22 protein-coding genes are annotated in these 23128 nt (G+C 41.4%); 11 read left to right on the top strand and 11 right to left on the bottom strand.

All coding sequences use genetic code 11. The annotated features are described in order from the left end of the window. Window positions 1–29: 29 nt before the first annotated feature. Together ychF and pth are read right to left on the bottom strand one after the other, a co-directional pair. Window positions 30–1121: a redox-regulated ATPase YchF gene (ychF, locus tag O7C57_RS11690; RefSeq protein ID WP_154622881.1), complete on the bottom strand. Its 1092-nt coding sequence runs from the start codon at window positions 1119–1121 to the stop codon at window positions 30–32. Window positions 1122–1241: 120 nt separating this feature from the next. Then, a complete protein-coding gene (pth, locus tag O7C57_RS11685; protein ID WP_163861917.1) occupies window positions 1242–1832 on the bottom strand; it encodes an aminoacyl-tRNA hydrolase in 591 nt (196 codons plus the stop codon). Window positions 1833–2126: 294 nt separating this feature from the next. Here pth and ychH point away from each other — a divergent pair, with 294 nt between their 5' ends. Next, complete coding sequence (gene ychH, locus O7C57_RS11680) at window positions 2127–2399, top strand: stress-induced protein YchH (RefSeq protein ID WP_154623230.1); 273 nt, start codon at window positions 2127–2129, stop codon at window positions 2397–2399. 651 nt (window positions 2400–3050) lie between these two features. Here ychH and prs read toward each other — a convergent pair. The 3 genes from prs to lolB form a co-directional block, all read right to left on the bottom strand. Beyond that, complete coding sequence (gene prs, locus O7C57_RS11675; RefSeq protein WP_006661866.1) at window positions 3051–3998, bottom strand: ribose-phosphate diphosphokinase; 948 nt, start codon at window positions 3996–3998, stop codon at window positions 3051–3053. Window positions 3999–4062: 64 nt separating this feature from the next. Continuing rightward, window positions 4063–4938 carry a 4-(cytidine 5'-diphospho)-2-C-methyl-D-erythritol kinase gene (ispE, locus tag O7C57_RS11670; protein WP_269723171.1) on the bottom strand — a complete coding sequence of 292 codons (876 nt, stop codon included), beginning with the start codon at window positions 4936–4938 and terminating at the stop codon, window positions 4063–4065. Then, entirely contained in the window at window positions 4935–5573 is a 639-nt protein-coding gene (gene lolB, locus O7C57_RS11665; protein ID WP_375097495.1) for a lipoprotein insertase outer membrane protein LolB, read from the bottom strand. Before lolB ends, ispE begins: the two co-directional genes overlap by 4 nt. A 49-nt stretch (window positions 5574–5622) precedes the next feature. On the opposite strand from lolB, the gene O7C57_RS21645 reads away from it, so the two are divergent. From O7C57_RS21645 to O7C57_RS11630, 7 genes are all read left to right on the top strand, one after another. Then, window positions 5623–5784, top strand: coding sequence for a hypothetical protein (locus O7C57_RS21645; protein ID WP_269723170.1), 162 nt, complete (start codon window positions 5623–5625; stop codon window positions 5782–5784). 361 nt (window positions 5785–6145) lie between these two features. Continuing rightward, complete coding sequence (gene hemA / locus O7C57_RS11655; RefSeq protein WP_154623341.1) at window positions 6146–7408, top strand: glutamyl-tRNA reductase; 1263 nt, start codon at window positions 6146–6148, stop codon at window positions 7406–7408. 31 nt (window positions 7409–7439) lie between these two features. Further along, window positions 7440–8522, top strand: a complete 1083-nt coding sequence (gene prfA / locus O7C57_RS11650; protein ID WP_154623340.1) for a peptide chain release factor 1 — start codon at window positions 7440–7442, stop codon at window positions 8520–8522. Next, window positions 8522–9367: a peptide chain release factor N(5)-glutamine methyltransferase gene (gene prmC / locus O7C57_RS11645; RefSeq protein ID WP_154623339.1), complete on the top strand. Its 846-nt coding sequence runs from the start codon at window positions 8522–8524 to the stop codon at window positions 9365–9367. The genes prfA and prmC overlap by 1 nt, the downstream gene beginning before the upstream one ends. Continuing rightward, entirely contained in the window at window positions 9367–10176 is an 810-nt protein-coding gene (gene sirB1, locus O7C57_RS11640; protein ID WP_154623338.1) for an invasion regulator SirB1, read from the top strand. Before prmC ends, sirB1 begins: the two co-directional genes overlap by 1 nt. Window positions 10177–10220: 44 nt before the next feature. Further along, window positions 10221–11075 (top strand): 3-deoxy-8-phosphooctulonate synthase, encoded by an 855-nt coding sequence (gene kdsA, locus O7C57_RS11635; protein WP_154623337.1) that lies wholly within the window; start codon window positions 10221–10223, stop codon window positions 11073–11075. A gap of 12 nt (window positions 11076–11087) precedes the next feature. Continuing rightward, window positions 11088–11990: a TIGR01212 family radical SAM protein gene (locus O7C57_RS11630; RefSeq protein ID WP_154623336.1), complete on the top strand. Its 903-nt coding sequence runs from the start codon at window positions 11088–11090 to the stop codon at window positions 11988–11990. A gap of 263 nt (window positions 11991–12253) precedes the next feature. Here the strand turns inward: O7C57_RS11630 and dauA are convergent, their stop codons facing one another. The 6 genes from dauA to O7C57_RS11600 all read right to left on the bottom strand — a co-directional run bounded on the left by dauA (window position 12254) and on the right by O7C57_RS11600 (window position 19880). Next, on the bottom strand, window positions 12254–13948 hold the full coding sequence (gene dauA, locus O7C57_RS11625) for a C4-dicarboxylic acid transporter DauA (RefSeq protein ID WP_269723169.1): 1695 nt from the start codon (window positions 13946–13948) through the stop codon (window positions 12254–12256). A 238-nt stretch (window positions 13949–14186) separates the two neighbouring features. After that, the gene (locus tag O7C57_RS11620; protein WP_154623334.1) at window positions 14187–14594 is read right to left on the bottom strand and encodes a hypothetical protein; all 408 of its coding nucleotides are present in this window, start codon (window positions 14592–14594) and stop codon (window positions 14187–14189) included. Further along, entirely contained in the window at window positions 14591–15931 is a 1341-nt protein-coding gene (locus O7C57_RS11615) for a phosphatase PAP2/dual specificity phosphatase family protein (RefSeq protein WP_269723168.1), read from the bottom strand. The genes O7C57_RS11620 and O7C57_RS11615 overlap by 4 nt, the downstream gene beginning before the upstream one ends. A 187-nt stretch (window positions 15932–16118) precedes the next feature. After that, a complete protein-coding gene (locus O7C57_RS11610; protein WP_269723167.1) occupies window positions 16119–17885 on the bottom strand; it encodes a bifunctional alpha/beta hydrolase/class I SAM-dependent methyltransferase in 1767 nt (588 codons plus the stop codon). Continuing rightward, complete coding sequence (locus O7C57_RS11605) at window positions 17882–18517, bottom strand: CDP-alcohol phosphatidyltransferase family protein (RefSeq protein WP_154623331.1); 636 nt, start codon at window positions 18515–18517, stop codon at window positions 17882–17884. Before O7C57_RS11605 ends, O7C57_RS11610 begins: the two co-directional genes overlap by 4 nt. Before the next feature lie 547 nt (window positions 18518–19064). Beyond that, window positions 19065–19880, bottom strand: coding sequence for a helix-turn-helix domain-containing protein (locus tag O7C57_RS11600; RefSeq protein WP_163861898.1), 816 nt, complete (start codon window positions 19878–19880; stop codon window positions 19065–19067). Window positions 19881–20031: 151 nt separating this feature from the next. Between O7C57_RS11600 and O7C57_RS11595 the strand changes: the two genes are divergently transcribed. Genes O7C57_RS11595 through dapA form a run of 3 tightly spaced genes read left to right on the top strand, consistent with a single transcriptional unit; the run spans window position 20032 to window position 23122 of the window. After that, window positions 20032–20982: a 4-hydroxyproline epimerase gene (locus O7C57_RS11595; RefSeq protein WP_163861895.1), complete on the top strand. Its 951-nt coding sequence runs from the start codon at window positions 20032–20034 to the stop codon at window positions 20980–20982. 9 nt (window positions 20983–20991) lie between these two features. Then, window positions 20992–22239: an NAD(P)/FAD-dependent oxidoreductase gene (locus tag O7C57_RS11590; protein WP_154622276.1), complete on the top strand. Its 1248-nt coding sequence runs from the start codon at window positions 20992–20994 to the stop codon at window positions 22237–22239. Between the two features lie 19 nt (window positions 22240–22258). Continuing rightward, a complete protein-coding gene (gene dapA, locus O7C57_RS11585) occupies window positions 22259–23122 on the top strand; it encodes a 4-hydroxy-tetrahydrodipicolinate synthase (protein ID WP_154622277.1) in 864 nt (287 codons plus the stop codon). Window positions 23123–23128 lie beyond the last annotated feature (6 nt).

Here is a 23128-nt window from a genome sequence, read left to right as displayed (position 1 = left end):
ATGGGACAATCTAAAACTAGAGTATAGGCTTATACATTAAACAAGAAGTTTAATACATCGCCGTCTTGGACAATGTAATCTTTACCTTCAGCACGCATTCTACCGGCTTCTTTTGCTCCTTGCTCACCGCGATATTTAATAAAATCATCAAATGCGATGGTTTGAGCGCGAATAAAGCCTTTCTCGAAATCTGTGTGAATTTTGCCTGCCGCTTGAGGTGCAGTTGCGCCAACAGGAATGGTCCAAGCTCGAACTTCTTTTACGCCCGCGGTGAAGTAGGTTTGAAGATTCAATAATTCATAACCTGCACGGATCACGCGATTCAGTCCGGGTTCTTCAATTCCCAAATCTGCCATAAATTCATCACGTTCTTCATCTTCAAGTTCAGCGATATCTGACTCGATTGCAGCACAAACAGGAACAACGACAGAGCCTTCTGCTTCAGCGATCTTATATACCGTGTCAAGATATGGGTTATTTTCAAAGCCATCTTCATTCACGTTTGCAATATACATCGTTGGCTTGAGCGTTAAAAAACTTAAGTAACGGATGGCTGCTTTGTCTTCAGTGCTAAGGTCTAAAGTTCTTAACATGCCGGCTTTTTCAAGGTGCGGCAAACATTTTTCCAGAACTTCGAGTTCCGCTTTCGCATCTTTATCACCGCCTTTGGCGCGTTTTTGAATACGATGGATCGCTCGTTCGCAGGTATCAAGATCAGCGAGAGCCAACTCAGTATTAATAACATCAATATCTTCCGCTGGGTTTACTTGACCCGCAACGTGAATAATATTGTCATTTTCAAAGCAACGAACAACATGCCCGATGGCTTCCGTTTCACGGATGTTAGTTAGAAATTGGTTACCTAAACCTTCACCCTTTGATGCACCTTTAACCAAACCAGCGATATCAACGAATTCCATCGTAGTGGGTAAAATGCGTTGTGGTTTTACAATCTCAGCCAATTGATCAAGACGTGGGTCTGGCATTGGCACAACACCTGTGTTCGGCTCAATCGTACAGAAAGGAAAGTTGGCTGCTTCGATGCCGGCTTTGGTCAACGCATTAAACAGTGTGGATTTACCCACGTTAGGCAGACCAACGATACCGCATTTAAAACCCATATGTTTCTCACCTTAAAATAGCAAGGGGCAGGCGAGTGCTGCCCTGAATGTTAGAAAATTGGCGCTGATTATACACAAAAAGTTGTTTTTGATGAAATGAACTCTTTGTATAGGCTGATTTTACGCTGTCGCTTTAAAACTATGCAGACGGTTTATTGCTTTATCCATTCCATCACTGAGTAAAATGTCGGTACAGCGTAATGATTCATCGATAGCTTCATCAATCAGCTTTTGTTCCGTAGCAGTTGGTTTGCCGAGAACAAAACCAACCACTTTATTTTTATCGCCTGGATGGCCGATACCAATACGTAAGCGGTAAAAATTAGGGTTATTGCTGAACTTGTTTTGGATATCTTTCAAGCCGTTATGACCACCGTTACTGCCGCCAAGTTTCATCTTAGCAACACCTGGAAGTAAATCTAATTCGTCATGAGCGACTAAAATCTCATCAGGATTGATGCGATAAAAATTAGCCATGGATAAAACCGCTTTACCACTTAAATTCATGAAGGTCGTCGGAACGAGGAGTCGTACATCATGACCATTTAAATTGATACGGGCGGTGTAGCCAAAAAACTTGGCTTCCTCTTTTAAGGATTGATGGTGACGTTCTGCCAGCTGGTCGACATACCATGCTCCAGCATTATGACGAGTTTGGGCGTATTCAGCACCAGGATTGGCAAGGCCAACAATTAGTTTTATTTTGCTCACGGCTAATAGTTCACTGTCAGTTAATTCAATTATTAGGCCTAGTTTACCCTGAGAGGGGAAGATGTACAAAATTGAAATAGCGCTGATGCGGGCTGATTTAATATAAAATGTAGTTATGGGTAAAATATTTTTATAAAAAGCATCTTTTGTACAGAAATAATGAAAAAAGTCTAACCCTGTGATTGCCATCGCAAATAATTTTACTTAATGCACTATAATAACAGCATAAAGATATATTTTTTCGGAAGTTTCAAACATGCTTTGCTTATCAATCTACTGATACGGGAGGTAGATATGAAACGTAAAACAGCTCTCTTAATTGGTAATATTTTAATGGCGTTGGGTCTAATTGTCATGATAGGAAGCATTGCGCTGAATTTATCTTCTCATGTATTTAGTCTTAACTTACCAGATATGCTTACGATGGGGTCTTTATTTGGCATTTTTGTCGGCGCTATGATTTGGCTGGCGGGTGCAAGATTAGGTGGAAGAGACAAAGTTGCAGACCGTTACTGGTTGATAAAACACTATAACCATTCAAACCGTGATAATCACCGCTATCCATAAGTCATTTTGTCTGATTTAATACAATGTAGAATTATTGTGTTAAATAAATTGAATTAAGTAAAATAACGTATTCAAGTCAATTAAGCGTTTCTAAGGGTGCTGATTACAGCACCTTTATTATTTGGGGACCCGCTATTATTTTGTGGATTGAATACCAATGTTTTGAGTGAATGTTACTGTAATAATGACTGGAGCATTGGCAACTATGTGTATTGGTGTATGAGTAGCTGATTATTTAATGACTATCTTTAGATAGACTGAAACACACTGAATTTGTTTTACGCATTTCTTCTGATTGCAACCCAGTATATTACCAACGTTATTCCTACCTCTATTTTTATTTCTTTTATGTGATAGTTAAAAGCGACATAACAGTTGAAATAAACAGGCGATAATACAGCCTATCAATAAAGAATGGCCTCAAGGTTATCATCAATATCTTTTTATTTTTTCATTTGAGTTCAGATTGACGGTGAGTGAAAGATGTAGATAACAATAAATAACAGAGTTAGGTAAGGGAATAACGTTGTTGTATGACAATACATAAAGCCCCTACGGTTGAATATCAAGCGTAGGGGCGCTACTTAAATCATGACGTTCTGCTGCTGAGCAAATAGAAAAAACGAGGTAGTTATACCTCGTTAATAATGCTTAGTGCTCAAACATCGCAGAAATTGACTCTTCATTGCTAATACGGCGGATTGCTTCGGCTAGCATGCCTGAAAGCGTCAGCGTACGAACTTTGTTCAACGCTTTAATTTCAGGTGAAAGAGGAATTGTGTCACAAACAATGACTTCATCAATAACTGAATTTTTGATGTTGTCGACGGCGTTACCTGAGAAAATCGGGTGAGTCGCGTAAGCAAATACGCGTTTTGCACCACGTTCTTTCAGCGCTTCAGCCGCTTTACACAGCGTGCCACCAGTATCTATCATATCGTCGACTAAAATGCAGTCACGACCAGAAACGTCACCAATGATGTGCATAACCTGAGAAACGTTCGCACGTGGGCGACGTTTATCGATAATAGCCATATCAGTGTCATTTAATAGTTTCGCGATTGCTCTAGCGCGTACGACGCCGCCGATGTCTGGAGATACAACGATTGGGTTTTCCAAATCTTTCTGGAGCATGTCTTCCAGAAGGATAGGGCTACCAAACACGTTATCAACAGGAACATCAAAGAAGCCCTGGATCTGCTCAGCGTGTAGGTCAACGGTGAGAACACGGTCAACACCTACACTAGACAGAAAATCGGCAACAACTTTAGCGGTGATTGGTACACGGGCAGAACGTACGCGACGATCCTGTCTAGCATAACCGAAGTAAGGGATAACAGCGGTAATACGACCAGCAGATGCACGGCGCAGCGCATCGACCATAACAACCAATTCCATTAGGTTATCATTGGTAGGTGCACAGGTTGACTGGATGATAAAGATATCACCACCGCGAACATTTTCATTAATTTGAACACTGACTTCGCCGTCGCTAAAACGACCAACAGCCGCGTCTCCAAGATTAGTGTAAAGGCGGTTAGCAACACGTTGTGCTAGTTCCGGTGTAGCGTTACCAGCAAAAAGCTTCATATCGGGCACGAGAAAAACCTCAGGCTTGCGTCCAGAGAGATATTGTTGACCAATAAGACAGTTAAGTTTGTCATTATTGGTGCAATACACGGGTTATCCCAGCGCGGAACTTGTGCAGTGGCGATTCGTTCACTCCTTGAGCGACGAAACCATGCACCCACGATGGGGCTTTATTTAACACCTTTAGGGCATCGGCTTGCGTTTCAAATTCAGAAAAAACACAAGCCCCTGTTCCTGTCAGGCGAGACGGAGCATATTCTAACAGCCAAGAAACGAGCTGTTCAACCTCACGAAAACGTTTTCTTGCAATTGGTTCGCAATCATTTGCGTACGGAGCCAGTAATAATGCGGGTAGTGGGCGTTTTGGAGAATTTCTATTTAATTGTGGATCTGTGAAGATCATCGGGGTTGAGATTTCAATTCCTGGGTGAGCAACCAGATACCATTTCTCTTTAGGCGTGGCTGGAGTCAGAATTTCACCAATGCCTTCCGCAAAAGCAGCGTGTCCTCGAACAAACACCGGAACGTCCGCACCGAGTTTTTTACCTAATTCGGCTAAGGTTTCATCTGAAATTGCAGTTGCCCAATGTTCATTTAAAGCAATTAACACGGTCGCCGCATTGGACGAGCCACCGCCGATACCACCGCCCATTGGCAAAATTTTATTAATGTGAATATCAGCACCCAGCGGTTTGGAGAGGTTAAGGACATTACGACAATAGCATTGGAGTAATTTAGCCGCTTTGACGATTAGATTTTTTTCTGGCTCAACACCTGCCATGGTGGTGAGTAGATTGATTTGATCGTCAGCTCGAGTGGTTATCGTAATCTCATCGCCATAATTGAGGAATTGAAACAGCGTTTGTAGCTCATGGTAGCCATCTGCTCTACGACCGGTGATATAGAGAAAAAGATTTAATTTTGCAGGTGAAGGCCATGTTAACGTCATTTTTGTAAGGTCCAACTATCCATTTTTAGCTTAATTAGGCGCGAACCCTGACTCAGTTCAAGGTTGCTTGGTAACATTGGTTTAGTGCTGGTATCGTAGGAAAGATAGTTAAGCTGCCATTTTTCACCATTACCTTGTTGTAAGGTGACGGATTTGAGTAAATGGTTATCATCGAGTTCATATTCTGTTGCACGTCCCGGAGAGCCCGTTAGCCAAGCTGTTAGGTCGTCAAGAGGGATCTCCATGCCTGTAAGTTGATAAATCAACTCTGAAGGCACGTCACTCATATGAGTTTGTCCATCTTTTGTCGTCAGACGTGCTAAATCGGGTTCTACGGTGAGTTCTAACTCACGGCTACCCAGAGGGTTTGTTAACAATAAGCGATATTTTTCAGGTGTATATTGTTGCCAGAAGAATTTGGCATAGGTTTTACTTTGACCACCATCGTAGACAAAAGAGCCACGTGTTTGGTAATTCCGAAGCGCGTTCACTTCTTGTAAGTGAGCTTTCCATTCAGGATCCGCAGAGGAACCAGTACCTGATGTTGTCGTCTGTTTTGTGGTGACACAGGCCGTTAGCAACAAACAGGAAAGTGGTAATAAGCGCCAAAAGCCTCGAGTGGAGGAAGGACCCAGAAAAGACCAAGTAGTAAACAGTTGCATAGCGACTCTCAAAAATCATCGGGTGAAAAATAACAACGCGTCTTTCAATAATGGTGACTCTTGCCGAAGCATCTCTGTTATCGCAATCGAGAAAATTATCGTCATGGATAACATGGAAAGAGAAAATAGCGCGACAAGGAACGGAAATATTGCGTTAAAACGACCAAATTATCAATCGGATTGAAGAAGTTTTGCCTATCTATACAATAGGAAAACGAGAGTGATCATGGATTTGATCTGTTAAGTGACCGTATTCTCACTATATATTATCAATATTGATAATTTCTTAATATATATAATAAAAAAATGGTACATCTCGAATATAATCCGGTGTAAAATAACATGACTAATAGTATTGTTATCGGCTAACTTCTTCATCATTGGTACTGAAAAAGTTAGGAGTTGATCATCTTTATGGTTTTCATTACGTGTAGACCATAGAAAGCGTGGCCTAGATCATCTACAATAGCGGGTAAACAATTAACAGTGGTGTGGTTATACTGCTGAAAAAATAATTAGCAATGTGAGCAATGTAGTTAAGCACAATGACCCTATTAGCATTAGGCATCAATCATAAAACGGCACCGGTGGCCTTGCGTGAGCGAGTGGCTTTCGGACCAGAAAAAATTGACCATGCACTTGAGGAGTTACTAAAACAGCCCCAAGTTAGCGGTGGCGTCGTGCTGTCGACCTGTAATAGAACCGAACTGTATTTGAGTCTTGAATCACAAGAGCGTGCTCAAGAGCAACTGATCCAGTGGTTATGTGAGTTTCACGATATCAACGATCATGATTTGAAACCAAGCTTGTATTGGCACGAAGGTGATCGCGCGGTTAGCCATCTGATGCGAGTAGCTAGTGGTTTAGATTCTTTAGTTCTCGGTGAACCTCAAATTCTCGGTCAGGTCAAAAAAGCATTCGCACTTTCACAAGATAATCATTCTTTGTCGAGTGAACTAGAGCGTTTGTTCCAAAAATCATTTTCTGTCGCAAAACGTGTTCGTACCGAAACAGAGATCGGTGCGAATGCGGTTTCTGTTGCTTTTGCTGCCTGTACTTTAGCAAGGCAAATCTTTGAGTCACTTAAACACCTGAATATATTGTTAGTAGGGGCGGGCGAAACGATCGAATTAGTGGCTCGTCACTTACGTGAACATGGTGTACAGAAAATGATGATAGCAAACCGTTCTCGTGAAAGAGCTGAGCTATTAGCCAATGAGGTTAATGCGGAAGTGATCACACTACCTGACATTGATACTCGGCTGGCGCAAGCGGATATTGTTATCAGCTCAACGGCAAGCCCATTACCGATTATTGGTAAAGGGATGGTCGAAAGAGCAATGAAAATCCGTCGTAGTAAACCAATGTTATTAATCGATATTGCGGTTCCTCGCGATATTGAACCCGATGTTGAAAAGCTTAGGGATGTTTATCTGTATACAGTGGATGACCTTGAGTCGATTATTCAGCAAAACTTAGCTCAGCGTAAAGCAGCAGCGGTTGAAGCGGAATTTATCGTTGAACAAGAAAGCAGCCATTTCATGGATTGGTTGCGCTCGCAAGCCGCAGTGTCTACAATTCGCGATTACAGAGCGCAGGCTGAGGCAATCCGCGCGGGTATGACAGAAAAAGCACTCGCGGCGATTAGTCAGGGTGCAGACCCTGAACAAGTTATCACACAACTTACCCAACAATTGACCAACCGCCTGATCCATGCACCGACTAAATCTTTACAGCAAGCCGCTGGAGATGGTGATATGGAACGTCTGAATCTACTTAGGGACAGCTTAGGGCTGAACCATCAATAACCACATTTTAATTATGGGTCTGATATAACGAATGAAGCCTTCTATTGTCGCAAAACTGGAAGCATTACAGGAACGCTATGAAGAAATTCAAGCACACCTTGCCGATGCAGGTGTGATTGCTGATCAAGGGCGCTTCCGAGCCCTTTCAAAAGAGTATGCTCAACTGACAGATGTCGCTAAATGTTTTTCAGCGTGGCGAACTGTACAGGAAGATATCGAAACAGCAGAAATGATGTTAGATGATCCTGAAATGAAAGAAATGGCTCAGGAAGAGCTGAAAGAAGCTAAAGAGCGCAATGAAGAGCTTGAACAACAATTACAATTGTTGTTGCTGCCAAAAGATCCTGATGACGAATATAACTGCTTCTTAGAGATCCGCGCAGGAGCTGGCGGCGATGAAGCGGCTATTTTTGCCGGCGATTTATTCCGTATGTATAGCCGTTATGCAGAAGCTAACCGTTGGCGTGTCGAGCTAATGAGCACGAGTGATGGTGAACACGGTGGCTATAAAGAGGTTATCGCCAAGATTTCTGGTGAGAGTGTTTATGGACGCTTGAAATTCGAATCTGGTGGTCATCGTGTGCAGCGTGTGCCAGAAACGGAATCTCAGGGACGTATCCATACTTCAGCTTGTACAGTGGCCATCCTTCCTGAATTGCCTGAGGCTGAATTGCCAGAGATCAATCCAGCTGATTTACGTATCGATACCTTCCGTTCTTCCGGTGCGGGTGGACAGCACGTTAACACCACCGATTCGGCAATCCGTATTACGCATATTCCAACTGGCATTGTGGTTGAATGTCAGGATGAGCGTTCACAACATAAAAACAAAGCCAAAGCGATGTCTGTATTAGGTGCGCGTATTCGACAAGCTGAAATGGATAAACGTCAAGCAGCAGAAGCTTCAGAGCGCCGTAACCTTTTAGGTTCGGGTGATCGTTCTGACCGTATTCGAACTTATAACTTCCCACAAGGTCGGGTCACGGATCATCGTATCAACCTGACACTTTACCGTTTAGATGAAGTGATGGAAGGAAAACTTGATGGGCTGATTCAGCCAATTATTAATGAATATCAAGCAGATCAACTTTCTGCATTGTCTGAGCAAGACTAATGCAATACGGCGAATGGGTGAATCAAGCGGTTGCGAGATTGTCGAGCAGTGACAGTGCGAAGCGAGATGCTGAAATTCTGCTCCAACATATTACAGGGCAGAGTCGTAGTTTTATTTTTGCATTTGCAGAAACGACCTTAACACCCGCGGAGTATCAAGCTCTCGAAGCATTATTGAGCCGCCGTGAACAAGGTGAACCCATTGCCTATATTATCGGTGAGCGCGAATTCTGGTCTTTGCCTTTATTTGTCTCACCAGCTACTTTGATTCCGCGTCCTGATACTGAATGCCTTGTTGAACAGGCTTTATCAAGACTACCTCCTCAAAGTTGTCGTATTCTTGACCTCGGTACAGGAACGGGGGCTATAGCGCTAGCGCTTGCTTCTGAACGCTTAGATAGCTCAGTTGTTGGTGTTGATTTTAACCCTGAGGCCGTGTCTTTAGCACAACGAAACCAACAACGTCTCGCCATTGATAATGTGCAGTTTTTACAAAGCAATTGGTTTTCCTCACTTTCTTCACAACATTTTGATATGATTGTGAGCAATCCACCTTATATCGATGAAAATGATCTCCATTTACAACAAGGTGATGTAAGATTTGAACCTTTAACTGCATTAGTGGCAGATAATCAAGGACTGGCAGATTTAGATCATATTGTATCTAAATCGAGAGAATACCTAAGCCAGCAGGGTTGGTTGCTTGTTGAACATGGATGGCAGCAAGGTGTGGCAGTTCGTGAGTTGTTCAAACAGTATGGTTATAGCAATATCGAAACCTGCCAAGATTATGGCGGTAGAGATAGAATTACGCTTGGGCAGTGGAATAAAGCAGTGGAAAGGTAATGAAAACCATAGCAAATATTGAATTTAACAAAATACCTTTGAGCGAAGGTATTATGATTGTCTCCCAAAGCATTCGTGTCGATTTTCCTCTTATGCAAGTACAGGCTCAGTTGGATAGTCTCGTGGAGGCCGCTAAGACTGCTATTGATGTGAAAGCGGATAATGAAAGTAAAATTAACCAATTATTGATGCTTTTTTATCGTCAATGGCAATTCGGTGGGGCAGATGGCATTTATGCACTATCTGATATGCTGTGGTTAGATAAAGTTTTATCTTCCAAACGAGGCACACCAGTTTCATTAGGCTCGATTTTCCTTTATATCGCTGAAAAACTAGAAATCGATATTGAACCAGCGGTATTTCCAACACAGCTGTTATTATCAGCTCAAAAAAATGATGGCTCACAATGGTTTATTAATCCAGTTAATGGTGAAACGCTAACTTGGCATACACTAAATTTATGGATGAAAGGAACGGTTGATCCCTATTCTGAACTAGAAGATGACCAGCTCGATGTGGCTGAAAATAGTGTGATCATCCGTAAATTATTTGACACGCTAAAAGCCTCTTTAATGGAAGAGAAGAAAATGGAATTAGCGTTAAAAGTGTGTGAAACATTATTAACGTTAGACCCTGAAGATCCTTATGAAATTCGTGACCGTGGATTAATTCTCGCACATCTAGATTGTAATCATGTAGCACTGAATGATTTAAACTATTTTATTGAGCACTGCCCAGAAGATCCTATTTCTGAAATGATTAAAATTCAGATATATTCATTAGATAATCTTCCAGTAGTGTTACATTAATTTATGCACAGACAGCAAACTGTCTCGATATGAAAGGTAACAGCATGCAACAAAAAATGGTCAGCATTGGCGATATCAAAGTCGCAAACGATCTTCCGTTTGTTCTTTTTGGTGGAATGAATGTCCTCGAGTCCCGCGATATGGCAATGCAAGTGTGCGAACATTATGTGACGGTGACACAAAAATTAGGCATTCCTTATGTCTTTAAGGCATCGTTCGATAAAGCTAACCGTTCATCAATTCATTCATATCGTGGCCCAGGCCTTGAAGAGGGAATGAAAATCTTTCAAGAATTGAAAGAAACCTTTGGTGTGAAAATCATTACTGACGTGCATGAACCATCACAAGCGCAACCAGTTGCAGAAGTTGTTGATGTGATTCAACTGCCTGCTTTTTTAGCCCGTCAAACAGACCTTGTTGCGGCAATGGCAAAAACTGACGCGGTGATCAACATTAAAAAACCACAATTCATTAGCCCTGGTCAGATGGGCAATATTGTTGAAAAGTTCATTGAAGGTGGTAATGACAAAATTATTTTATGTGACCGAGGTTCTAACTTTGGGTACGATAATTTAGTTGTTGATATGCTTGGCTTTAACGTTATGATGCAAGCATCAAATGGTTGCCCTGTCATTTTTGATGTTACGCACTCCTTACAATGCAGAGACCCGTTTGGAGCCGCGTCAGGTGGTCGCCGTGCTCAAGTTGCTGAACTCGCTAGAGCGGGTATGGCGGTTGGTCTTGCTGGGTTATTCCTTGAAGCGCATCCAGATCCAGATAATGCACGTTGTGATGGCCCATCAGCATTGCCTTTGGCTAAATTAGAGCCATTCTTACAGCAAGTTCAAGCGATCGATTCGTTAGTGAAAAGTTTTCCAGAGCTAGATACTAGCCGTTAATCCTAATCTATTATGCAGCTTAACCAAGTTGTGACCATGTTCGGCGCTGATCTTCAGCGCCGTTACGGTGAAAAAATCCATAAAATAACGCTTCATGGTGGTTTTAATTGCCCGAATCGCGATGGAACGCTAGGACGCGGTGGCTGTACTTTTTGTCATGTTGCCTCTTTTTCTGATGAAAGCCAATCAACTCAATCTATTTGTGAACAAATTCGCCATCAAGTCTCCAAGATCACCCGAGCCAATCGCTACCTTGCCTATTTTCAAGCTTATACCAGTACTTATGCTGAAGTTTGTATCTTAAAACAGTTATATGAAGAAGCGCTGAAGCAGGTTGACATCGTTGGCTTGTGCGTAGGTACACGCCCTGACTGTGTGCCTGATGAGGTTTTAGCTTTACTCAACAGTTATCGTGAGCAAGGTTATGAAATTTGGTTAGAACTAGGATTACAAACCGCGCATGATAAAACATTGCATCGTATTAACCGAGGGCATGGTTTTTCTGAATATCAACAAACAGCGGTGAAGGCACGGAAGCTGGGGCTCAAAGTCTGTACCCACCTTATTTGTGGTTTACCCAATGAAACTGCGCAAATGAATATGCAAACCTTAGAAAAGGTACTGGATTGCGGTACTGATGGTATTAAATTACACCCGTTGCATATTGTCGATGGTAGTATTATGGCAAAAAGCTGGCTTGCAGGACGTATAGAGCCGATTGCATTAGATGATTACACACACATTGCGGGAGAAATGATCCGGCATACGCCAGTCGATATTATTTATCATCGTATCTGTGCGAGTGCGCGACGACCCACGTTATTGGCTCCTCAATGGTGTGAAAACCGCTGGTTGGGAATGAATCACCTATATCAATACTTGTTGACGAATGGCGGTCAAGGTTCTGCGCTATAGGCGTTATCTTGGTATCGTCTAAGATTAAGTATGTTAATTATTGAGACTGATCATTGTGTTATCCATGATACATCGTGTGATGGGCGATTAAGGATGGCAATTTGTTTCAAATTATATGTAGCTTATTAATAAATAAGCAAAAATGTATAGTTAATATAAATTCAGTTTAAAATTGCAGTGTCACAATGAAAGTGACTGCATGTCGTCTTAATCATGCGCAAATGACATACTCGCCATTGACCTGCAATGGCGAGTTATTAAGCCTAGTGTTGTGGATTATTTAACTCTTCTAGCGCTTTATCAATAGAGTTATGGAAACTCAGTACGCCTTCAATCGGCGTTACACGTGCACGGGCCAAAGTTTTTAATGGCTGGAATGGAATATCACAAATAACAATGTGAGTATCTTTTTTTACTAGGTCGATAAACTTCTGGAATGCTTCTAAACCACCGGCATCAAGTACAGGAACGGCATCCCATTGCATAACGATCGTTTCATAACCTTCACTTTTGACTCTTAATTCATCAAAAATACGTTCTGCCGCAGCAAAAAATAAGGGGCCATTGACGCGTACGACTAAACGACTTTTTGTTTCATTGGTTTCCGGTAGCTCACTAATTCGGGTCATATTCGCGATACGGCGCATAAACAATAAAGAGGCAAGAACAATCCCTACTGTGATAGCAATAACCATATCAAATAGAACCGTTAAAGACATACACAGAAGTAAAACGATGATGTCATCTTTAGGTGCTCTACGAATAAGGTCAATGACTTTTCGCGCCGAGCTCATATTCCAAGCGACCATCAATAATAAGGATGACATTGCAGCCAAAGGCAGGTAAGAAAGCATTGGTGCCAGTACTAATAAAGTCATTAATACTAATAGCGAATGAATGACTGAAGAGATTGGCGAAGTGGCACCCGCGCGGACGTTGGCCGCTGAACGCGCAATCGCGGCGGTTGCTGTGATCCCACCAAAGAATGGGGCGGCAATATTACCAAAACCTTGTCCAATAAGTTCACTGTTTGAATGGTGTTTTTTACCGGTCATATTATCCAGAACCACGGCACAAAGTAGTGACTCAATCGCACCTAGCACAGCCATGGAAAAAGCGGCAGGCATCAAGGCGGTAATCATTGACCAGCTAATAGGGGCACTTCCGGGAAGCTCCCAAGGTAAAATAAATTGAGGCAAAATAGGTGGAATACCATTACCTTCAGTCCCATCAGGTAATAAGTAACTAAATTGGGAACCAATGGTCGCGACTTGTTTATCAAACAGCGATAAACCCCACATAACCAGTGTTCCAGCCACTAAAGCTGGTAAGTGACCCGGTAACTTTAAACCCAGCTTTGGCCAGTAAATCAGTACCAGTAGTGTGATTATGCCGATCAAGGTATCACTGTATTGCAATGTTGGTAAGGCATTGACCAGTGCAACTACTTTATCAACATAGTTTTCTGGTACATGGGCCATCTGCAAGCCAAAAAAATCTTTAACTTGCATAGTCGCAATAGTGATGGCGATACCAGAGGTAAAGCCTAATGTTACAGAAACAGGAATATATTCGATAAATTTACCGAAACGGGCAAATCCCATTGCTAGCAAAATAATTCCTGACATTAAAGTGGCAACCAGTAGCCCACTTAAACCGAATTGTTGGGAAACAGGATATAAGATCACCACGAAAGCAGCGGTAGGCCCAGAAACGCTATAACGTGAGCCACCAGTAATGGCGATAATAATCCCTGCTATGGCCGCAGTATATAGGCCATACTGTGGTGGAACACCACTGGCAATAGCAAGCGCCATTGCCAAGGGAATAGCAATGATTCCAACCGTAATCCCTGCAATTAAATCTTTAATAAAACGAGCAAAAGTGTATTTTTCTTTCCAACATGAATCTATAAGAGCGCTAAAAGGGCGCAAACGATTAATTTTTTTTGTACTCATTGTACCCCACCAAAATAACAGGGTTAAATAACGGAAAATAGAGACCAAAGGATACGCCGAACTCACACAAAAAAGTCTGTTATGTGTCAATGAATTCGCAATTATCATAACGTTTACAGTGACAAAAGTAAAAAAACCTACGAATATTCGGCATTGAACTATCTAAAAAGGGATCCTTAAGATTTTATATTATTGTGATAACCGTTTTTAAATAACACGGCTGATGAATTAAATTTAATTATTGATTAGTCATCAATATTGAAATTAATAGCCAACCCCACGCACTAATGACAAAGACCAGGGCGTAGTTGAAGAGTTTTTTTGTTCCAATCCAACGCTGTTCCATAGACAAAGCATGTTGATTTTTCTTGAAAAGAAACTGTAGAGCTAGGTCAAAATGATGAGCATCGGGGGTTTGGTATAATACTTTAAAGAGATGGTTATCTAAACTGAGTCTAAAAATATAATAATGACTAATAATAAAAAAGACAGTTCCTAAAAAGAAATAAAGATGCTGTGTAAATGAATCGATAAATAAGATTAGTTGGCAAATAAAAGCGAGTAATGATGCGCAACATAAATAACGCCAACTTGCTGTAAAAATAATCATTACATCGCCACATTGCTTATTGGATAAATGACTCATAATTGCACCCGTTTTGAATAATATTGTTGGTACCAATAATGTAATTGCTCAAGAGTTGCAGCATTGAGGATCACTTGTGGCCTAGCCCGCATAACTTGTTCAATGGCATCTTCAATGCTAACAGCACTACGGCGATGGACTAGCCATGCAACGGCGACTGTCGCACTACGTGAGTAACCGAGTTTACAATGGACATAAACCACGCCATTTTGGGCTAGCGCATCCATTGTCGACATGGCTCGTTCAATATCAGCGGCACTCAGTGGTAACAAATCTATTTGCGGTTGGCTACAGTAAGTTAAGCCGCGACTATAAGAATTACGAGGCCATTCGCAAGTCATGTCGAAAACGGACTGAGCTGACAAATGATACAGTGGGCGTCCTCCCAAAATAAGTTGTTCATTGACTTGGCTGGGTTGCCGACATGCTTTTGCATAGTAATGATAGGTAGCAATAGCAATTAATCGGTAAGGGAGAAGCAATACCCAAGCGGAAGGGGAGATTTGGCCTTCGGGAGTCTTTTGAAATACGGAGGCACCGCACCCGAGATAACCTAATGAAACCATAAATAAGGCAATAGCAGGCCATAAAAATAGCCATGCAGCCCCTTGAATAATAAAAGCCAATAGTAGGCAGGTGATAGCACCTAAGCCATAGTTAATGGTCATCTTTAAGCTGCGGCGGCTTCCTGTGTAGTTCCAATGCCACTTGCTGTCGATTGGCAAAAAATAACTGATCAGGATTCCAACAGCAAAGCCAGTGATGACATCAATAAAATGGTGCTGCCATGTTGTGAGGACAGAAACTAATATGAATAGTGACCAGCCATGCAGTAACCACCGCCATTTTGTTGGGGTATGAGCACGAAAGCGTAACCATAATAGCCATAATAAAATAATGTGTAATGAGGGCGCTTGGTTATAGGGAAGATCAAATAATTCAAGGCTCTCAAACATCCAACCGGCTATTCCACTCGTGTCCGGTCGAGAAAAGCTAAATTTTAAGGGGAATAATAGAAAACCAATACAAGCAGTTAATGATGCGACTATTAAACGGATTCCATGGATCTTTTGTTCTCTTAATGAAGTACACATAAAAAGAGATAGGCCATAAAAAAGGTCAATGCTCCAATAAGGAATAATAGTCCAAGATAAAAAAGGAATGTGCTGTTCCCAAGAATATACGTAAGAAGGGACGTTTGTTAATGTGGCAGTATAAGTATTAACTTGTCCATAGGTAAGGAAGAAAAAAGGGGCTAAAAAGAGCAACCAAATAAAAGCGTATAACCCAATTTTTCGTCGTGAAGTAGGAGGTAAAGGCTGATGTGAGGTTGTCATTAGTCTGTCCATCTATGTCCATTTTTGTCCATTTTGTTGTGTATTCTTATGGGAAATACAGGATTTATGCGTTGTGGCGGTACATAAGGCGTTATTATAGCGCCAGAAGTCTAGGACTCTTTAATTCATCAAGACATAAGGTGAACGAAGTCACCTTATTTATCAAAGAGAATCGCTGAAATAGGGATTATCGGCGTCGTGCAATAGAAACGCTAAATATTCCCCAGTTATCAATTAGCTGATTAAGTTTTTCGAAACCGGCATCTGCAACAAGTGAATCCATTTCACCTTGGCTACGGCAACGCATGACCCAAGCTTGACCACCTTGATGGCTTGGTAATACACGAGCAATCATTTCAACTTGTGGATGCCATGGTTGGCAAGTGTAGATAAGCAATCCACCGGAAGGAATGGCGCGGGATAAACCATTTAAAGAGGCACGAATTAAATGATTATCAGGGAAAAGTTCATATAAACCACTGACAATACCTAGTGTTGGGGCAGGGGTAATGGCGGCTAAGTTATCGGCATCGAAAGCATTACCTTCTTCAAAAGACGCTTTATCTTCAAGATAGCGCTCTTTGATATGTAGTCGTCCTTGTTCAACGTTAACAGGGCTGTAATCACGTAGGAGGACCGATTCTACCTTGCTATAGTCATTGATGGCATCGAAGATATAGCGCCCTTGTCCTGCTGCAATATCTAAAATACGTACGGGCTGGTGGTTATCATTGAGGTCACGGATAGCTTGTCTGATCATGTTCTCTATATTGATTTTGCGTTGGCGGATCCCTTGCCAGCCGATGCTATCAAGATATTGTCTATCGATGATGCGACCAAATAAGCCGTTACCTTGAGCCTTATCGCGATAAATGTAATCAAGGGTAGAGCCTGAATCGAAACCTTTATCATAACCTATACGTATGCCTTCTGAAGCTTTACCTAGCGTACTCATAGAATTGCTAAGTAGTTTATAACCTAGATGTTTAGGGTTCCAGAGGGGGAGTGGTTGAGTAAGTTTGCGATAAGCGTCAGCACTCACGCTCCAAGTATCTTCATATTGATAATTATGTCGGTAATGAGGTAATGAAAAGAGTTTATCTATAAATTCACGGATTTTAGCGATAGGTATATGACGTTCTTTTTCCCCGAGCGTGTCGTGGTAAAAGTTTGCTAATACATGTTTTTCTTTGATCGGGGTGTTTAAACGTTCATAGAATTGATGCTGGGGTTTATGGTGTACAACGTGATCGCTACCGGAAATGAACAATTGTGTCGGTAGCGTAATTGCACCGGCATCGGCAACGACTCTATCAGCCGTTTTATATAATTCGAGCAAAATGTTGACAGCAATAGGGCGTGTAATTAATGGATCTCGATTAAAAGAATCAATACGTTTTTGATCATGAGTTAAAAATTTTGCTTTAACATAGGAGTTGACATAAAACAGACCACGCATTTTTTGCATTAAAGCAAGCCCAGTACGGGCAAAAGGAACGTATAGCTTAACCTTGAACGCGGGAGATGCAAGGATCATTCCCCGAATGGGTGGCGCATAGTCATGCACCCAAGTAGACACTAATACAGCTCCAACACTTTGGCCGATAACAATAATATTTTCTAATGGAATTTGATATTGAGTGGAAATATAGCGAATAAACTCATCAACATCATGAATTGATGTACCTAAAGAGGGACTGTAACCACGAGGGCCATCATTACGGCCGTGTCCCCGAGCATCCCAGGCAAACATGGCATAGTCGGGTAAATTTAATTCATCGACAAGATGAGCGACTCGCCCAGAGTGTTCATGCCCTCGGTGAAATAAAATAATCGCTTTATCTGTTGATTGTTCTGTTGGCCAATAGCGATAAAACAAAGAAGTGCGGTCACTGGTGATAAATTGTGATTCAACGACAGGGCGTTGAGTCGCATAGTCTTCCTGAATATTCATGGAGTTTCCTTATTATGCGCCACTTTTGTGCTGAGTTCATTCAGAGCTTTGCGGGTACGGTTATAGCAGGTATAAAGCAACAATAAAGAAAGGAGAGCAAATACCATGGTAAACCAGTTTGTGGTCATCAGTTGTGGGAATAACGCGATAACGAGTCCAAATGTCCCAAAAATAAAAGCACGGTCACTTTTACCTATAGGGCCATCATAACGTCGTGAAGCTCCTATAGCTTGAGCCACGACACCAATAAATTCAGTTAAGATAGAAAGAAAGAGGAGCAGTAATATCCACCCAAAACTATGAGGAAATAGTAGGACAAAGGGAAAATACAATGCGATATCGGAAACAACATCACCGATTTCATTTAACATTGCGCCAAGATGGCTTTTTTGATGATATTCACGAGCAAGCATACCATCAATGGCATTTAAGGCCATTCGAATGAATAATACAAAGGGTAATAGAATAAATAAGTGTGGATTTGGAAAAATAAACAGTAGTGCGCCGACTAAAATCGATAACAGCATTGCAGCAAGCGTTACCTGATTTGCTGTTACACCAGCGTCATAAAGTTTTTTAACGATAGGGCGTAGCAGGTTCTGAAATTTGGGTTTCAGATCGTAAATTGTCATCCATTCATCCTTGCTAATCACAACCATTATGTTGCAAATATACACTATATCAATACGCTATTATCTTTCTACCGCAATAAGATCTATCCTAAGTTAGCGCCTTGATGGGGGACTCAACAAGATTAAGTTTCAGTGTGAGCGTTATTAATAATTTGATATTAAATGATATTTTATATCCGTTAAACAAAAGAGTTGTTTTCAAATTTGTCAAATATAATCATGTCGCTACTTGTGAGCAAGATCATCATTCAATCTTAAATGTTATCAGAGTGTAGAATAGATTGATGATATTTTGACAGGTAGACATAATGAAATAATAAGGTGAAGGAGGTGTTTAATGAATAATAAGTTGAAGAACACCGATAAAATCAAAATCCTCCAGCCTGTTTAATCATATTCATTATTGTGCCGATGAAGTATAGATAGGTAAGGTAGCCATTCTGCTATTTGGCATGAATAAAATGTAAAACATAAAAAAACATCTTAATAGAAGATGTTTTTTCGAAAAGATGGAAGAATAAGTTAATTTTAACCGTGACTTTATTGTTTAAATTAGCGGTTCATCAATCACATATTTATTCGCAATATTTAATCTCATTCGTTTAAATTGGCTCGGTGTCATGGTCGTCATTTCTTTAAATTTGCGACAAAAAGCACTGTGGTCTGCGTATGCACATTTGATGGATATTTCAGTAATTGAATGGTCTTCTTCAAGTAATTCTATAGCATGTTCTAGGCGTTTTTTTTGAATATATTGTTGAGGGGTAATGTTAAACACCGCTTTAAATTGACGATTAAGCTGTGATAATGATAAACCTGATATGTCGGCAAGCGTTGTTATTTTGATCGGGGTATCAAAATGGTGACTAATAAATTTTTCAACTTGATCTAACTGTTTATTTAATTTTTGGCTTACTGACTTTTCGTCTTGTAAATCAACAGAAATCCCTGCTACACCAATAACGTGGTTATGGGTATTGAAAATAGGGACTTTCGTCGTAACACACCAACCTAGCATTCCAGCTTTATAAAGATGTAACTCCAGTTTATTAATAACACTAATTTTTTTCTGCATCACAAGATAATCTTGTGAACTGTAACTGCGGCCTAATTCAGAATGAAAGATGTCTTCGGCACGTTTTCCAATGACGTCATCAACAGTATTCATTTTACAACGCTTAGCGAGATTTTCATTCGCAAGAAGATATTTTGCATTTTCATCTTTAACAAAAAAAGTGACATTCGGTAATGTATTAATTAACGGCATGACGAGACCGAGGTGATTTAATAATATTTCAATATTATCAACGGGAAACAGCATATTTTCCTGACTAATTAACAGCAATTTATTTAAATTAATCATGCGGCCTCCGGCAGGTTCAACAAATGTGATTAGTTCTCTGAAATATTTTTATATTGTGCTGAATTGCGCATCAGTGTGCACGAAAGATATCAAGAATCTTTAACAATAATCAAGCATTCTGTTAACAATTAATGTGAACAGAGGATGTGATATGCACAAGCGTTATACACAAATTGAGGTAATTGACTCCCATACGGCAGGTGAACCAACGCGATTAGTCATTGACGGTTTTCCTGATCTTGGTAACGGCAGTATGGCATCGCGTTTACAACGATTAAAAAACGAATATGACCCATGGCGTACGGCCACCATACTTGAGCCGCGTGGCAATGATATTTTAGTTGGCGCACTACTTTGTCAGCCGCAAAACCCACAAGCCGCTGCGGGCGTTATATTTTTTAATAACGAAGGTTATTTAGGCATGTGTGGACATGGCACGATTGGCCTTGTGGCTTCTTTAGCTTACCTCGGAAAAATAACAGTGGGTGAGCACAGGATTGAAACACCGGTTGGTGATGTGCAGGCAACATTACATGCTGACGGAAGTGTGAGTATTCAAAACGTTTACTCCTATCGCTATCGCAAAGCTGTCAGCGTGAATGTTCCGGAAGTCGGCATTGTGACAGGGGATATTGCATGGGGAGGAAATTGGTTTTTTCTTGTTGAGCAATCGCCATTAGCAATTCATCACCGTAATAGCAAAGCATTGACGGAAATTTGCCTGAAAATCAAATCAGCGTTAGCCGAGCAAAATATCTATGGAAAAGATGGTCAAGAGATTGATCACATTGAACTTTTCGCTCCTCATTCACAAGCAGATAGCCAAAGTTTTGTATTGTGCCCTGGTGGTGCGTATGACCGTTCCCCTTGCGGTACTGGTACCAGCGCTAAACTCGCTTGTTTAGCCGCAGATGGAAAACTCAATGAAGGGGCACTTTGGCATCAGGCAAGTGTGATTGGGAGCCAATTTGAAGCCAGTTATCTCTGGGCCGATGGTAATGGCATCATCCCAACGATTCGAGGGACGGCATATATTAGCGGTCGTAATACCTTGCTCATTGATGAAGAAGACCCGTTTCGCTGGGGGATCACGGCTTCGTGAGAGGTGCCTATGGACAAAAAATATTCCGTTATTGTGGTTGGTGGCGGCATTATTGGATTAAGTATCGCGCTTACGCTACAGGCCGATGATATCGATGTTTTGCTTGTGGAAAAAGATCATATTGGTGCTGGTGCTTCATTTGGTAATGCGGGGCATATCGCGACTGAACAAGTATTTCCTGTCGCTGACCCAGCGATTTTAAAAGCGATTCCGGCAATGCTATTTGATCCTCTTGGTCCTTTGCGTTTGGATTGGCGCTACCTATTGCCCTTAACACCGTGGTTATTGCGTTTGTTAGGTAATATGCGTCATAAGCCTTTCATGCATATTCATCATGCACTTTCTACGATTAATGGTGTAGCACTTGCCGCATGGCAAGAATTCAGCGCCCAATGGCAATTAACCGAGTTAGTCAAAATTCAGGGGTCTTTATTAGTCGTTGAAAAAGAAGCCTCCGGTGAAAAGTTACAAAAGCAAGGTGAATATCTCAATTCAATAGGGGTTAGTAACCAATGGTTGAGCCAAGCGCAATTGTTAGCACGTGAGCCAGGGCTTGCGAACAACCAATTGGGCGGGCTCTACTATCCGGATACTGGCCATGTTGTCGACTTAAAAGCGTTACACACTAAATTAACCGAGCATTTTGTGAGATTAGGTGGTGAAGTGCTCTCTCAATGTGAAGTGACTGCCATTCACTCTCCCTCAAGTGAGCGCGTCATTTTAACGACAACCAAAGGGCAGTTAGTTGCTAAACAGGTCGTTATTTCAGGTGGTGCCTTTTCTAAATCATTAGTGAACATGGTCAGTCGTATTCGCGTGCCACTTGAAACTGAACGTGGGTATCACTTAATGCTACCGAATGAAACGGATCGCTTGAGCATACCTGTCTCAAGTTTAGATAGACGTTTTATCATGACGCCAATGAAGGGGGGGTTACGTCTTGCTGGCACCGTTGAGTACGCAGGATTAAAACGTCCTGCCAATATGCAACGTGCCCGCCATTTTATTCCTCTTGCTAACCCCATGCTTAAAACTCCACTTAATGAAAACCAACGTACTGAGTGGATGGGGTTTCGCCCCACGCTATCCGATTCTTTACCAGTTATTGATAAAAAAGGACCTTACATTTTTGCTTTTGGCCATCAACATTTAGGGCTAACTCAATCGGCAATCACCGCCAAAATTGTGCATTGCTTGTTTAAAAAACAACCGACACCAATCGATTGTTCCCCTTATTCAATTGAGCGTTTTATTTAATATTTTAAGGAGATTTAATATGAATTTTCATGGCATCGTCGTTCCAATTGTGACACCTTTTCATGATGATTATTCTTTAAATATCAGTGGATTGGCTAAGTTAACCGAAACGTTAATCGAAAAGGGGGTATCTGGCCTAGTCGTCTGTGGTACGACTGGAGAATACTACGCATTAAGTGAAGAGGAACGTGAAACAGTTCTTAAGACAGTAAGTAAAATCGCCAAAGGACGAGTCACTCTAATTGCGGGTATTAATGACTTATCTACCGAAGGAGCGATTAAACGAGCGCATCAAGCGGAATCCTTAGGTTACGAAGGATTGATGCTGTCACCTCCTCCCTATAGCTTGCCTGATCAACAGGGTGTGATCGCGCATTATGAAAAAGTCGCTTTAGCAACGCCATTGCCGATCATCATGTATAACTTCCCTGCTCGAATTGGTATTGAAATTGAATATGACACCGTAGTGCATTTATCTAAAGTTCAAAATATTGTCGCCATTAAAGAAAGTAGTGGGGATTTCAGTCGAGCGCTACGCTTATTGCAAACCCCGTTTGACAATTTTGAAGTGATTTGTGGGTGTGATGACCAACCCGTTGATTTTTTCTTTTGGGGAGCGAAAAGCTGGATTGCAGGTGCTGGAAATGTCTTTCCAGCAGAGCAAGTCGCTATTTATAACGCGGCACAGCAAGGTGATTGGTCAACAGCAAAACGCATCATGTCCGAGATTTATCCTGCCATTTATTCAATGGAGTCGGGAGATTATAACCAGAAAGCCAAAGCCGGTTGTATCAAGGGCACTGTTGATGTTGGCCCAGTAAGAATGCCGCTATCAAATATCTCACCACAGCAACAACGTGATTTTCTCGCTCTGATTAAATAAGGAGAA

It is taken from the genome of Providencia sp. 21OH12SH02B-Prov (assembly GCF_027362595.1).
Classification (GTDB): Bacteria; Pseudomonadota; Gammaproteobacteria; order Enterobacterales; family Enterobacteriaceae; genus Providencia; species Providencia zhejiangensis.
The sequence above is the reverse complement of the archived record's forward strand: the minus strand, read 5'-3'. Positions and strand labels throughout refer to the sequence as shown.

What these genes read in the sequence shown, in the direction of transcription:
- O7C57_RS11600 (WP_163861898.1), bottom strand. Translation starts at nt 19,880, where the DNA reads ATGATTAATTTAAATAAATTGCTGTTAATTAGTCAGGAAAATATGCTG.
- ychF (WP_154622881.1), bottom strand. Translation starts at nt 1,121, where the DNA reads ATGGGTTTTAAATGCGGTATCGTTGGTCTGCCTAACGTGGGTAAATCC.
- ychH (WP_154623230.1), top strand. Translation starts at nt 2,127, where the DNA reads ATGAAACGTAAAACAGCTCTCTTAATTGGTAATATTTTAATGGCGTTG.
- O7C57_RS11615 (WP_269723168.1), bottom strand. Translation starts at nt 15,931, where the DNA reads ATGACAACCTCACATCAGCCTTTACCTCCTACTTCACGACGAAAAATT.
- O7C57_RS11610 (WP_269723167.1), bottom strand. Translation starts at nt 17,885, where the DNA reads ATGAATATTCAGGAAGACTATGCGACTCAACGCCCTGTCGTTGAATCA.
- dauA (WP_269723169.1), bottom strand. Translation starts at nt 13,948, where the DNA reads ATGAGTACAAAAAAAATTAATCGTTTGCGCCCTTTTAGCGCTCTTATA.
- prmC (WP_154623339.1), top strand. Translation starts at nt 8,522, where the DNA reads ATGCAATACGGCGAATGGGTGAATCAAGCGGTTGCGAGATTGTCGAGC.
- ispE (WP_269723171.1), bottom strand. Translation starts at nt 4,938, where the DNA reads ATGACGTTAACATGGCCTTCACCTGCAAAATTAAATCTTTTTCTCTAT.
- hemA (WP_154623341.1), top strand. Translation starts at nt 6,146, where the DNA reads ATGACCCTATTAGCATTAGGCATCAATCATAAAACGGCACCGGTGGCC.
- prfA (WP_154623340.1), top strand. Translation starts at nt 7,440, where the DNA reads ATGAAGCCTTCTATTGTCGCAAAACTGGAAGCATTACAGGAACGCTAT.
- dapA (WP_154622277.1), top strand. Translation starts at nt 22,259, where the DNA reads ATGAATTTTCATGGCATCGTCGTTCCAATTGTGACACCTTTTCATGAT.
- O7C57_RS11590 (WP_154622276.1), top strand. Translation starts at nt 20,992, where the DNA reads ATGGACAAAAAATATTCCGTTATTGTGGTTGGTGGCGGCATTATTGGA.
- O7C57_RS11630 (WP_154623336.1), top strand. Translation starts at nt 11,088, where the DNA reads ATGCAGCTTAACCAAGTTGTGACCATGTTCGGCGCTGATCTTCAGCGC.
- sirB1 (WP_154623338.1), top strand. Translation starts at nt 9,367, where the DNA reads ATGAAAACCATAGCAAATATTGAATTTAACAAAATACCTTTGAGCGAA.
- O7C57_RS11620 (WP_154623334.1), bottom strand. Translation starts at nt 14,594, where the DNA reads ATGAGTCATTTATCCAATAAGCAATGTGGCGATGTAATGATTATTTTT.
- O7C57_RS11595 (WP_163861895.1), top strand. Translation starts at nt 20,032, where the DNA reads ATGCACAAGCGTTATACACAAATTGAGGTAATTGACTCCCATACGGCA.
- kdsA (WP_154623337.1), top strand. Translation starts at nt 10,221, where the DNA reads ATGCAACAAAAAATGGTCAGCATTGGCGATATCAAAGTCGCAAACGAT.
- O7C57_RS11605 (WP_154623331.1), bottom strand. Translation starts at nt 18,517, where the DNA reads ATGACAATTTACGATCTGAAACCCAAATTTCAGAACCTGCTACGCCCT.